Origin of the sequence: Actinoplanes cyaneus, from assembly GCF_016862095.1 — a bacterium.
Taxonomy (GTDB): domain Bacteria; phylum Actinomycetota; class Actinomycetes; order Mycobacteriales; family Micromonosporaceae; genus Actinoplanes; species Actinoplanes cyaneus.
Genome location: NZ_BOMH01000028.1, coordinates 381,041 through 392,977, shown reverse-complemented (window position 1 = coordinate 392,977; position 11,937 = coordinate 381,041). Strand labels below are relative to the sequence as shown.

Annotated in this window: 13 protein-coding genes; 2 read left to right on the top strand and 11 right to left on the bottom strand. The window is 72.2% G+C overall.

What is annotated here, in order from left to right:
* Positions 1 to 24: 24 nt before the first annotated feature.
* The 5 genes from Acy02nite_RS19665 to Acy02nite_RS19645 all read right to left on the bottom strand — a co-directional run bounded on the left by Acy02nite_RS19665 (position 25) and on the right by Acy02nite_RS19645 (position 4,231).
* A complete protein-coding gene (locus Acy02nite_RS19665) occupies positions 25 to 591 on the bottom strand; it encodes a suppressor of fused domain protein (protein ID WP_203742523.1) in 567 nt (188 codons plus the stop codon).
* A 142-nt stretch (positions 592 to 733) separates the two neighbouring features.
* Positions 734 to 985, bottom strand: a complete 252-nt coding sequence (locus tag Acy02nite_RS19660) for a DUF6510 family protein (protein ID WP_203742522.1) — start codon at positions 983 to 985, stop codon at positions 734 to 736.
* Positions 985 to 1,734 (bottom strand): ferredoxin reductase, encoded by a 750-nt coding sequence (locus tag Acy02nite_RS19655; RefSeq protein WP_239175005.1) that lies wholly within the window; start codon positions 1,732 to 1,734, stop codon positions 985 to 987. Before Acy02nite_RS19655 ends, Acy02nite_RS19660 begins: the two co-directional genes overlap by 1 nt.
* Positions 1,704 to 2,303 (bottom strand): sulfite oxidase-like oxidoreductase, encoded by a 600-nt coding sequence (locus Acy02nite_RS19650; RefSeq protein WP_203742521.1) that lies wholly within the window; start codon positions 2,301 to 2,303, stop codon positions 1,704 to 1,706. Before Acy02nite_RS19650 ends, Acy02nite_RS19655 begins: the two co-directional genes overlap by 31 nt.
* 26 nt (positions 2,304 to 2,329) lie before the next feature.
* The gene (locus tag Acy02nite_RS19645; RefSeq protein WP_239175004.1) at positions 2,330 to 4,231 is read right to left on the bottom strand and encodes a S8 family peptidase; all 1,902 of its coding nucleotides are present in this window, start codon (positions 4,229 to 4,231) and stop codon (positions 2,330 to 2,332) included.
* A 126-nt stretch (positions 4,232 to 4,357) separates the two neighbouring features.
* Between Acy02nite_RS19645 and Acy02nite_RS19640 the strand changes: the two genes are divergently transcribed.
* Positions 4,358 to 4,792, top strand: a complete 435-nt coding sequence (locus tag Acy02nite_RS19640; protein WP_203742519.1) for a nitroreductase family deazaflavin-dependent oxidoreductase — start codon at positions 4,358 to 4,360, stop codon at positions 4,790 to 4,792.
* Between the two features lie 182 nt (positions 4,793 to 4,974).
* Positions 4,975 to 6,123 carry a DUF5925 domain-containing protein gene (locus Acy02nite_RS19635; RefSeq protein WP_203742517.1) on the top strand — a complete coding sequence of 383 codons (1,149 nt, stop codon included), beginning with the start codon at positions 4,975 to 4,977 and terminating at the stop codon, positions 6,121 to 6,123.
* Positions 6,124 to 6,127: 4 nt separating this feature from the next.
* On the opposite strand, the gene Acy02nite_RS19630 is transcribed toward Acy02nite_RS19635, so the two are convergent.
* Genes Acy02nite_RS19630 through Acy02nite_RS19605 form a run of 6 tightly spaced genes read right to left on the bottom strand, consistent with a single transcriptional unit; the run spans position 6,128 to position 11,812 of the window.
* Positions 6,128 to 7,510 carry a multicopper oxidase family protein gene (locus Acy02nite_RS19630; protein ID WP_203742515.1) on the bottom strand — a complete coding sequence of 461 codons (1,383 nt, stop codon included), beginning with the start codon at positions 7,508 to 7,510 and terminating at the stop codon, positions 6,128 to 6,130.
* Entirely contained in the window at positions 7,510 to 7,929 is a 420-nt protein-coding gene (locus Acy02nite_RS19625; protein WP_203742513.1) for a DUF6220 domain-containing protein, read from the bottom strand. Before Acy02nite_RS19625 ends, Acy02nite_RS19630 begins: the two co-directional genes overlap by 1 nt.
* A gap of 47 nt (positions 7,930 to 7,976) precedes the next feature.
* Positions 7,977 to 9,212 carry an adenylosuccinate synthetase gene (locus Acy02nite_RS19620; RefSeq protein WP_203742511.1) on the bottom strand — a complete coding sequence of 412 codons (1,236 nt, stop codon included), beginning with the start codon at positions 9,210 to 9,212 and terminating at the stop codon, positions 7,977 to 7,979.
* Complete coding sequence (locus tag Acy02nite_RS19615; protein WP_203742509.1) at positions 9,212 to 10,132, bottom strand: hypothetical protein; 921 nt, start codon at positions 10,130 to 10,132, stop codon at positions 9,212 to 9,214. The genes Acy02nite_RS19620 and Acy02nite_RS19615 overlap by 1 nt, the downstream gene beginning before the upstream one ends.
* 10 nt (positions 10,133 to 10,142) lie before the next feature.
* Complete coding sequence (locus Acy02nite_RS19610) at positions 10,143 to 11,072, bottom strand: hypothetical protein (protein WP_203742507.1); 930 nt, start codon at positions 11,070 to 11,072, stop codon at positions 10,143 to 10,145.
* A complete protein-coding gene (locus Acy02nite_RS19605) occupies positions 11,069 to 11,812 on the bottom strand; it encodes an NUDIX hydrolase (RefSeq protein ID WP_203742505.1) in 744 nt (247 codons plus the stop codon). The genes Acy02nite_RS19610 and Acy02nite_RS19605 overlap by 4 nt, the downstream gene beginning before the upstream one ends.
* Positions 11,813 to 11,937 lie beyond the last annotated feature (125 nt).

Sequence of the window (11,937 nt, the reverse complement as noted above, 5' to 3'; positions counted from 1 at the left end):
GGAGACCCGGACCGGCCCGCGGGGTCAGGCGGGGCGTTCGGCGAGGATGTCCACCCGGGACAGGAGGGCCTGGACGAACTCGATCGGCGTCAGCACCCGGCCCAGGTCGCGCTCGACGTCGGTGATCGGGATGACGTTGAGGACCCGGACCGGTCCTTCGCCGGTCTGCAGGTAGTCGCGGGCGTTCTCGGTCAGCGGCCCGGAGAGGAAGACCGCGTGGCAGCCCGGGAACGTCGGGAAGTCCTGCCCCAGGCCGATCAGGTGACCCCAGTCCAGCGCGGCGCCGGCCAGGAACGGGTGGACCGCCAGGTTCGCCAGTTGGCGGGCGATCTCGTTCTCGGCGCGCTCGGTCAGCACACCACGCCGGGAGAACTGGAGCTCCGCCAGGCCGCCGCCGCCTGGCAACGGACGGGCGGCCATGCCGATCGTGGTGAACGTGGTCAGCCCGGTCCGGCCGGACGGACGGTAGACCAGCACGTCGATCCGGGGGAGCGGGCCGGCCGGGTCCTCGAAGAGGTAACCGCCGTCCTCCTCACCCCAGTGCTGCTGGTGTGCGAGAAAAACGTCCTTGAGAACCGCCGGTGCCGCCACAGCCGTCGACTCTATGCGATCTTGCCGTGCGCCACCGGGCGCGCGAGCCGGGGCGAGGCAAGCGCGCGGCGCGGCGGGCCGGGGGCGAGCCGGGGCCGGGCAGGAGCGCGGCCCCGGGCGTACGCGCGAATCGGTTCGTGTCTCAGACCGGGAGTTCCAGGCGGGCCGTGCCGGTGAGGGTGAGGACGACCCGGGCCGGGGTGCGCACCAGGCTGAGGACGACGTCGCCGCAGCTCGGGCAGCGGGCGACGACGCCGGGGGCCCGGGTCCAGACGCGGAGGGTGGCGACCGCGTCCGCGTGCCGGCAGCCGGCGCAGGTGAACCGGGCCGTGGTCATCTCGACCGCGAAGACCTCGGCCAGGTCACCGGCGAGCGCGTTGCCGTCGAGCTCCATCACTTGCCGCCGAAGCGCTCGGTGCGGATCTTCTTCGGGTCGTGGCCGAGGGCGACCAGGATGTCGGCGACCGTCTCGACGAACGACGTCGGGCCGCAGACGAAGACGTCCGGCGCGAAGTCGGGCGGCCAGCCGTGGCTGTTGATCGTGGCCACGTCGATCCGTTTCGGCGGTGCGGGCCAGCCGTCGGGCGCCGAGCGGGTGTAGACGAAGTGCACGTCCAGGCCGGCGTCGTCGCGGACGCGGCGTTTCAGCTCGTCGGCGAAGCACGCGTCCTCCGGCGTGCGCACCGAGTAGATGACCCGGAACGGCTGACGGGCGCGCAGCCGGCCGCGCTCGCGGATCATCGACATGAGCGGGACCACGCCGGAGCCGCCGGCCACCAGCAGCACCGGGGCCGGCTGGGCCGGGCGCCACACGAACCAGCCGCCGATCGGGCCGCGCAGCTCGATCTTGTCACCGGTCTCGACGACGTCGGTCAGGTACGGCGAGACCTCCCCGTCCTCCAGCCGCTGGATCGTGATCTCGACCGGGCCGTCACCGGGCCAGTCGGACGCGATCGAGTAGCTGCGCTGCGCGGAGTACCCGTCCTCCGCGGTCAGGCGCAGGTCGAGGTGCTGGCCGGGCAGGTGGCCGGGCCAGCCGGGAACGTCGAGGACGAGCGTGCGGGCCGACGGGGTCTCCTGGCGAACCGCGGTGACCGTCGCGGCCTGCCAGGTCAGTCGCCCTGGTAGCGCTGTTCGTGCCACGGGTCTCCGTACATGTGGTAGCCGGCCGCTTCCCAGAAGCCGGGCTCGTCCTCGTGCATCATCTCCAGGCCGTTGACCCACTTGGCCGACTTCCAGAAGTACAGATGCGGGATCAGCAGCCGCGCCGGGCCGCCGTGCTCGGGGTCGAGGGGCTCGCCGTCGAACTCGTACGCGATCCAGGCCTGCCCGTCGAGCAGGTCCTCGAGCGGCACGTTCGTCGTGTAGCCACCCTTGCTGTGGGCCATCACGTAGTCCGCCGCGGTCTCCACGTCGGCGAAGAGCGTGTCGAGCGAGACACCCTTCCACGTGGTGCCGAGCTTGGACCACTTGGTCACGCAGTGGATGTCCCTGGTGATCTCCTCGGACGGCAGGGCGGTGAACCGCGCCCAGTCCCAGGTGTGTTTCTGGCCTGCCTCGGTCGTGATGGTGAAGCTCCACCGGTCCAGCGGAATCCGCGGGGTCGGACCGGCGGAGAGCACCGGGAAGTCGTGTGTCAGGTATTGGCCGGGCGGCAGATCCGGCGCGGAGTCACGCCGCCGCCCGCCGAAGCCCCGGGAGATGATGCCCATGGGGTATGAGTAAACCGCATGTTCGCTCAGGCTTTCACCGTCTTGCTGGTGACGCCGAGCACCTTCGCGTTCGAGGAGAGCACCACCCGGTAGGCGCCGCCGCGGACCAGACCGGTGATCTTGCGGCTGCTCGTGGCGCTGTAGGTCTTCACCGTGCTCCAGCGCCTGTTCACGTACCGCTGCACGACCAGCTTCTGGCCGGTGGCGCCGGTCACCTTCACGGTCAGCGTCCGGCTCCTGGTGCGGCTGACCGAGACAACCGCCTTCACCGTGTACGTCGTGGTGGCCGACGCCGCACTGTTCGTCGCCGTGGCGGCCACCGAGAGACGGGCGCGGAACGACGCGGAGGCCACCCGGGTCAGCGTGTACGTGCCGGTCGAGCTGGTCCGCACGATGCTGCACGACCACGATCCACCGGCCACCGAGACGCACAGTGACGCGGGTTTCCCGGCCCACGGGGTCGCCTTGAACGTGGTGCTGGTCCGCGTCCCGTAGGCGACCGACCGGCCGGTCACACTCGTGCTGACGGCGACCTCGGCGACGACCACCGGGGGAGTGGTGACGGTGGGCGACGGGGTGACCGGCGGTGCTCCGGTGATCGCGGCGAGCGCGGCGGCCGCGTCGATCCGGCCGTACCCGTAATCGGTGTCCTTCCCGGCCGTGCCCAGGTCCTTCGCGGTGCTCTCCAGCGCCGACTCCACCGCGTCCGGCGTGAGGTCCGGGCGGGTGCCGAGCAGCAGCGCCGCGGCCGCTGCCACGTGCGGCGACGCCATCGAGGTGCCGTTCATCGTGGCGTACCCACTGGCGGCCAGCGCGGTCGGATAGGTGCTGAGGATGCCGCTGCCGGGCGCCGCCACGTCGACATAGCCTCCGGCGTTCGAGTACGGCGCCACCACGTCCCCGGAGTCGGTGGCGGCCACCGCGATCACGCCCGGGTCCGCCCCCGGGTAGCTGACCGGGCTGCCCTGCGCCCGCTCGTTGCCGGCCGCCGCGACGACGACGACACCCTTGCCCCTGGCGTACGCGACGGCGTTCGTCACCGCGGTCGACCGGGCGGTCCCGCCCAGCGACATGTTGATCACGTCGGCGCCGTGGTCGGCGGCCCAGACGATCGCCTCGGCGGTGTCCGAGTCGTATCCGACGCCCTTCGCGTCGAGCACCCTGACCGGCAGCACCGTGACGTCCGGCGCGATCCCGGAGACGCCGATCCCGTTGCCGGTCAGCGCCGCGATCGTGCCGGCCACGTGCGTCCCGTGCCCGTGCGGGTCGGTGTCGCCGCCGCCCGTGTCCGCGACGGCGTCGTACCCGGTGAGCACCTGACCGGCCAGGTCCGGGTGGCTCGCGTCCACGCCGGTGTCGATCACCGCGACGGTCACACCCTGACCGGTGGACCGCTGCCACGCCGCGGGCACGTTCATCGTGGTGAGATCCCACTGCCTGCCGCGGTACGGATCGGAGCCGCCCGGCGCCTCCAGGGCGTGCACCTCGCCGTCGACCTCCACCCCGAGCGCGTTCGTGGCCTGCTGCGCCTGCCGGACCAGGTGCGTCGCCGTCGCGCGGTCGGTCGCCTCCCGCACGGTGATCACCGGACGGCCGTCCGCGTCCAGGGCGGTGCCGACGACCCGGGCCGGGCGGGCCGGGGACACCTCGGCCGGCAGGATCGTCACGGGGTCGGCCGCGAGCGTGTGCCCGGCCACGGCAAACGCGGCCCGGGTCGTGGCGCCGCCGGCCCGACTCGCGGTGGCGCCGGCCGGACTAGTGGTGGCGCCGGCCCAGGTCGTGGTGACACCAGCCGGGTGGGCGGTCGCCGCGTGCGAGACCGGCTGCCAGTCCGTCGAGCCGTGCGGCAGCGCCAGCGCGCCCAGCCCGGCGATCACCGCCGCCGTCAGCGCACCCGCGACCATCCGTCCCCGCGTCGACACCCTCATCCCGTCCCCCTCGTCGCCCGGCCGCCCCGCGACCGTCCTGACTCAAAAGGTCTGTCCGATCCGGTGCGATCCGGTCGGCCGCCGGGTGCGGTTGAGGTGCCGGTGATCCGCCGTAGACTCGGGCCTATGCCGCTGACCGGTGACTATGAGCCCAGCCCCGTGGGGTGGGCACGCACCCAGGCCGAGAAGTTCGAGGCGTCCGACGGCGCCGAGGGCAACGACATGCAGGGGAGGCCGATCATCGTCCTGACCTCGCTCGGGGCGAAGAGCGGGAAGTTGCGCAAGACCCCGCTCATGCGGGTCGAGCACGAGGGCGAATACCTGGCGGTCGGCTCCCTCGGCGGTGCCCCGAAGAACCCGGTGTGGGTCTACAACCTGCGCAACAATCCGCACGTCGAGGTGCAGGACCGCGCGGAGCGGCACGACTACACGGCCCGGGAGCTCTCCGGCGCCGAGCGGGAGGTCTGGTGGGCGAGGGCGGTCGAGGCGTTTCCGAACTACGCGGAGTACCAGACCAAGACCGAACGGGTGATCCCGCTCTTCCTGCTGACGAGACTCTGACAACCGTTACCGTCCACGAGACGCCGGGGACGTACGGGGAGAAAGCAGGCGGCCGCACGCCGGACCGCCTGCCCGGACCCCGGCCGGAACTGGCCGGAGCGGGGGACGCAACCCACCCGGTGGGCGCGGATGGCGCGGAAAAAGGGGATGCCACCAGGCCATCCGGCCGCGATCATGGGATGATGCGGACCCCCCACCAGCCCCTCGACCGCGCCAACGGTACGGCGGTCCCGGCCGCCCGCACGCCCGCCGGCGCGCCCGCTCCCATGGCCGTCTCCGGTTCGGTCGACGACGGCGACCGCCTGGTGGACCTCGTCGATCTGCTCGCGCTCGACCCGTTCGTCAGCGGCCGGGAGCCGTTCGGCCGCACCACCTGGCTGGAGAACCTGCGCGCCGAGGCGCCGCTGACCGTCCCCGGCGCCCGCGTCGTGCGGGACGCGGTGGAGGACGACGGGCACGGCCGGCTCAGCGTCGGCGACGGCTGGACCCTGCACGTCATGCGCTGGAAGCAGAGCCGCCGCGCCCGGGTCACCGTCACCGCGACCAGCGGCGAGCTGGCCGAGACGATCCTCACCGCGGTGACCGCCGACGCGGTGGAGGAGCCGGAGCCGGCCGACGACAGCGTGCCGGTCGGTTTCTGGCACTTCGGGCCGCACGGCCCGCGCCGCACCCAGCGCGAGATCGGCGCCGCGCCGTGGGAGACGATCAAGCGCAACTACGCCCGCCCGGTGGGTGAGACCCTCGAACGGCTGATGGCCATCGACGGGTCCAGTGTCACCGGCCGCCTGCTGCTCCTGCACGGCGAGCCCGGCACCGGCAAGACCACCGCGCTGCGCGCCCTCGCCCAGCAGTGGCGCTCGTGGTGCCAGGTCGACTGCGTGCTCGACCCGGAACGGCTCTTCGGCGACCCGGCGTACCTGATGAGCGTCGCCCTGGGCAGCGGCGAGGAGGACGAGCCGAAGTGGCGGCTGCTCATGCTGGAGGACTGCGACGAGCTGATCAGCGGTGACGCCAAGGCGAGCGCCGGGCAGTCGCTGTCGCGCCTGCTCAACCTGACCGACGGACTGCTCGGCCAGGGCCGCAACGCGCTGATCGCCATCACCACCAACGAGGACCTGTCCTCGTTGCACCCGGCCGTGGTCCGGCCCGGGCGGTGCCTGGCCAGCATCGAGGTGGGCCGCCTGCCGTACCGGGAGGCGGCCGACTGGCTCGGCACGTCGAAGGGCATCGGGCCGGACGGCGCGACGCTCGCCGAGCTCTACGCCCTGAAGACCGGCGCCGAGCCGGTCACCGTGCCGCGCCCGCCCGCGCCCACCGGCATGTACCTCTGAGAGGTCACTCCGGGGTGTTGCCGTTGGGGCCGCCGACCTGGAAGGAGCTGCGGACCCCGGCGTAGGCCAGGTGCACGGCCAGCCCCTCCGGAACGTGCTCCAGGTTGTGGCAGTGGTCGGCCCAGATGCCCGGGTTGCCGGCCACGAACGCGATCTCGTACGTCTCCTCGTCGTTCACGTCCAGCGAGTCCGTCCACCACGGGCTGCCGGTCGCGGCGACGCCGTTGCGGCTCAGCACCACGACGTGGTGGCCGTGCAGGTGCATGGGGTGGACCTCGCCGCTGCCGTTGTGCAGGGTCATCCGGACCACGTCGCCGGTGCGCACCATGAACATCGGGACGTCGGGGAAGAGGTGGCCGTTCACCGTCCACCACATCCCCGGCCGGCCGTCGAGGAATCCGAAGCGCCTGCCGATGTCGTACCGGAAATCGCGGTTGGCTCTCGAAGGGTCGAAACCCAGAGGAGCGCTTTTGCCGTACGAGAGGAAGTCCACCGTCTCCGCGGGCAGCGGGACCGCGCCGGCGCCGGTGGTCGCGACCGCCACGCCACCGCCCGCGTCGACCCGGCCGGGGCCGTCGAGGTGCAGGTCGACGCGCGCGCCCGCGGTGACCAGGACAGCCCGATCCGCCACCGGGGGCGGCTCGCCCACGTCGTGCCCGTCGATCGCCGTGACGCGGAAGGTGGTGCCGCTGACCCAGACCCGGATCGGCCCGGCGTCCGTGTTGATCAGCCGGAGCCGGTTCGCGGTGAGCGCGGTGACGCCGGGCGTGCCGTTGATCGTGCGTCTTCCCTGGTAGGTGTGGATCATCGCGACCTGGTCCGGGGTCCTCGGCCCTCGCGGCGTGATGACCAGCGCGCCGAACAGGCCGTTCTTGACCTGCTCGTGCGAGACCTGGTGCGAGTGGTACCAGTAGGTGCCCGCGTCCCGCGCCACGAACCGGTAGACGAAGCTCTGCCCCCGCCGGACCGCGTCCTGGGTGATCCCGGCGACGCCGTCCTCGCCGTTCGGCACGTCCACCCCGTGCCAGTGCAGGGTCACCCCGTCCGGCACCGACTCGTTCACCAGCGTCACCTGGATCAGTTGTCCCTGCTCGGCGCGGATCTCCGGGCCGGGCGTCGTGCCGTTCAGCGTGTACTTCGCGCCCTCCTTGCGGGCGGTCACCGTCACCGTCACGTCCGGCGTCCCGCTCGGCCCCCGCAGATCGGCGACCGACATCCCCGCGGAGTGGTCGTGCTCGACCGGCGTGCCGCCCCCGTGGTCGGCGTACCCCATGGCGGCCATGTCGTAGGTGCCCGGGACCAGGCTGTCGTACCAGAACCAGCCGACCGGCCCGAGCACGGCGAGGGCCGCCACCACGGCGATGGCGGCCCGTCTCGACGTGCGCATCAGGCGACGGCGACGGGTACGGCCGCGGCCTTGGTGGCCTGCCGCCCGGCCATCTGCGCGAGGCCGGCGACGGCGAGCGCGTTGAGGCCGTGCAGCGCGCCCAGCCCGGGCACGCCGTAGCTGGCGAACGCGAGGACGATCTGCAGGACGACCGCGCCGAACGTCAGCGCGGCCCACTTGACCCCGCCCGGGACCCGGGCGAAGAACGAGACCACCAGCAGGGCGATGGCCAGCAGCGGGATCACCGTCATGCCGACGACGCTGTGCACGTCGTGACCCCAGTTGCGGGTGTTGTTGTCGAAGACGCCGCCGTTGTCGACGTCGTCGAGGATCAGGAACCAGGCGGCGGCGACCACCGCCAACTGGATGACGACGCCGAGTGTGATCAGACCGGACAGGCCGCGGTAAACGGAACGCATCGGGCTTTCCCCCTTCAAAACCGATGCTCTCAGCGTTCTCCGAGCGGTCAGACCAGGCAATACGCCGGGAGTCGTATCCGTGATGGCGGATGTACTCCCGCGGAGACGAAACGCTTGTCGGTGCTGCGCGGGCCGTACGACTCCAGGGTTACCGGGGCACCGAGCAGGCCGCCGATCTCGGCCGCCCAGTCGGCGGGACGGTGCAGCGCGCCGGGCCGGGCCCGGCTCAGCCAGCCGGTCAGCCGCTCCTGATATGCCAGGTCGCGGGCCGGGCCGGGGACGATCCGGTCGACCACCTCGCCGTCCACCCGGTACGAGGTGCAGATCTTCAGCTCGCCGTGCAGGGCCGGCACGTCGAGATGGGTCACGGCGAGCTCGTCGACGCCGCCGGCCACCTGCACGGCGTACCGGTGCGCGACCGCGTCGAAGTGCCCGGTCCGGAACGCGCCCTGCCACTCGCCGTGCCCGTTGTGCCGTTCCGGCAGGTCCAGCAGCGGGTTCTCGGTGACGAACGGGCCCGCGCCGTGCCGCGTCGTGTACGTGCGCACCACGCCGAGCCGCCGGAACGACGGGCAGAGCTCGGCCACGTTGTCGAACGTCGTGGTCGACCAGGTGGTGTGCGGATGCCAGCCACGCCACTCGTCGAGCAGCACCCCCTGCGCGCCCTCGAAGACGCACGGGCCCTCCGCCAGCAGCCGCATCGTCCAGCTCTCGTGGACGATCCGGACCGCGCGGCCGAACGCCGTGAACGCGTCCACCACGTCGTCGACCGGGGTGCCGCCGAAGCCGTACGCCTCCTGCACCTTCTCCAGCCGGCGCCGCAGCCGCGCCGGGTTCAGCACGTCGGCGACCCGGGGAGCGTCGGGGTTGCCCAGCGCGTACGCCATGGTCTCGCCGATGCCCATGCCGCACGAGCCGTGCCGGTCGGCGCGTTCCCGGCGCCGGTTCGCGGCCCGGTGCCACGGCGTGCTGAGCAGCGCGTCGCCGTCCACCGTGAGCAGCTCGTACGGATTCCCGAGCGCGGCCGCCTCGGCGGAGAGCGCCAGCGGGTCCACGATCATGAACCGGGTCAGGTGCGTCGGCACGCCACGCAGCGTGCCCGAGCCGAACTGGCTGAACGTGTGATGCCGGCCGTCCGCGGTGACCACGTTGTGCGCGGCCTGCGCTCCCCCGTTGAAGCGCAGCACCGCCCGGGTCGTGCGGCGCCCGCACAGCGCGTCGACGACGGTTCCCTTGCCGGCGTCCCCGTAGCCCAGATCGACGACCGCGACGTGTTCGGTCATCACAGCCGCCTGATCTGCGGCGTTCTGCTCGTGAACGGGGCCAGCGCGCCGGCGACCGAGCCGGTGGCCGACGACCCGTACGAGGCGAGATCGTCCAGACCCTCGTCGAGGTCGACGGTGTCCTCACCCAGCCCCACCGTGAGCGCGATCGTCTCGCAGACCGCGTCCAGGTCGTCGAGCTCCAGCACGTTCTGCCCGAGCAGCGCGCGCCACGTCTGGAGCACCTCGCGGTCCCCGCCGTAGCTCGCCGCGCCCGGCAGGATGAAGAACACCTCGAACTTGCGCTGCAGCTCGGCCACGATCGACTCGACCGGGATCGCCTCGGCCAGGTCGTCGCCGATCACCCGCTTGACCTCGGCCGGCTTGACCTTGCGGTACGGCAGCTCGTCCCCGATCAGGAACAGGTAGCCCTTCTTGCGCCGCTGGATCATCGAGTCCAGCACCACGTGCCGGGCCAGGAAGTACATCGCGAGCTCGTACGACTCGCGCTTCTGCCCGCCACCGCCGCCCTCGAGCACGATGCGCGACAGGTCCTCGTCCATCCGGTTGTCCGACTCGAACTGACCCACCTGCAGCGGCACCCGGTCGCAGGTGGCGTCACCGATCGCGCCGAACATGATCTGCGGGTCGGTCGCGTACCCCCTGCGGGTCAGCATGCCCAGCAGCTGCGGCAGCTTCGTCTGCAGCACCCGCGGAACGGCGCCCATCGAGCCGGTGACGTCGAACATCACCACGATCGGCGTGCTCATCGGGTGCTCGTCGCTGTCCCGGCACTCCCGCATGAAGACGCCGTCGGGGTCCAGCGACGGGTGTGCCTTGCGGGCGCCGCTGTCGCTGTAGGCGAAGGCGCTCTGCCCGCTCGCCGCACGGAAGTTCTCCGCCGCGGTGTAGACGTCGGTGGACCAGCGTCCGCTTCCCATGTCGTGCCTCCTATTTGCGGTACTGCCGGGGGATCAGTTGGTCGAATTCGGCCAGGAGCTGCCACGCGTTCTGCGGGCGCATCCGTGGCGCGTCGTACAGACAGCCGTCGGCGAACCGCCGCAACGGGTCCGGCATGGCCGGCCCGAAGAGGCGTTTCATCAGGCCGGACGCCAGATGGATGTCGGTCGCGGCGGTGACGGGCCGCGCCGTGGGGATCTCCGGCGGGTAATGCGACTCCCGCCGGGCGATGAGCGCTTTCGGTCGCCGGCCGATCGCTGTGGAGTAGCACCAGTCGACCAGGACCAGCCCGCGGACCCGCGGGTCGATCAGGACGTGCTCCTCGAACACCGCCGCGTGCACGACGCCGGCCCGGTGCGCCCAGCCCAGGCCGGCCAGCAGCCGCCGCCAGATCCAGACCAGATCGGCGGGCTCCGGCACCGGCATCTCCGCCAGGTTGCGGAAGCCCCGCTGCCGGGCGACGACATTGACGGTACGGCCGTGGTAGCCGAACGTGTCCTTGAGCTCGGGCGCGTAGGCGCGGTAGGCGGGGCGCCCGTGCGTGCGCAGGCGGCGCAGGGCGGCGGCCTCGGCGGCCATCAGATCGTTGTTGGCCGGGTCCCGGACGACCTTGACCAGCAGGTCACCGTCGTCGAAGAGGTCCGCCAGGTCGCCCTTCACCTCCGGCTCGCGAGGCTCCTTGCGGTCCCGCGGGTCGTAGCGGGCGCTCGCGTTGTAGAGCGCGTTGAGCTTGGCGAACGCCTCGTTGGCCGGCCCGCGCCGCGCCGCGTCCGCCACGTCCGGGTGGACGATCTTGGCAAGGGTCCGGTAGGCCTGGCGGTCGATGCCGACCCCCGCCTCGTCCGTCAGCTCGGCGAACGTGCTGGCCGCCGCGATCCGGGCGGCCGTCTCGTCGAACCTCTTCGCGTAACCCGGGTTCATCGGACTCTGTCCTCCCTGGTCGGCCGCAACAGAGCCGGGTGCAGCAACCGCGCGTCGCCGGCCCGGTAGAGCTTCGCCTTGGGCCCGCCGCGCTCACCGCCGCGCGCCACCGTCCCGCCCGTGCTCTCCACGAACCCCGGCACGGACAGCACCTTGCGGTGGAAGTTGCCCGCGTGCAGCTCCTCGCCCCAGACCGCGGCGTAGACCGCCCGCAGCTCGGAGACGGTGAACTCGGTGCCGACGAACGCGGTGGCGAGCGGCGTGTACTCCAGCTTGTCGCGGGCCCGCTCCAGCCCGTCGGCCAGGATCTGGTCGTGGTCGAAGGCGAGGTCCTTCGCCTCCTCGACCGGCACCCAGTAGGCCCGGGCGGCGTCACTGCCGGCGGTCGCCTCCGGAAGGTGCGGGGCGAACGCCAGGTAGGCGACCGAGACGACGCGCATCCGGGGGTCACGACCGGGATTCCCGTACGTCCCGAGCTGCTCCAGGTGCACCCGGTCCTCGACGAGCCGGACGTCGGTCTCCTCGGCCAGCTCGCGCCGGGCGGCCTCGTCGAGCGTCTCGTCGCGGACGAAACCGCCCGGGAGCGCGCGGTGGCCGGCGAAGGGCTGCTCGCCGCGCTCGATGAGCAGGACGCAGAGCTTGCCGTCCCGGATCGTCAGCGCCACGACGTCGACGGTCACGGCGACGGGCGGGTACTCCCGGGGGTCGTACTCAGCCAGGAAGCTCTCCGCGTCCGTCATGATCAGGTCCTTCTCGTTATGAGTACTTCTCGGTGTGAGTCTTACTCGATGTGAGACGAACCTAGCGTGGTCGATCCCCGCTGTCAACGCCGGACATGGAAAGAGCCCGCCACCTGGGCGGGCCC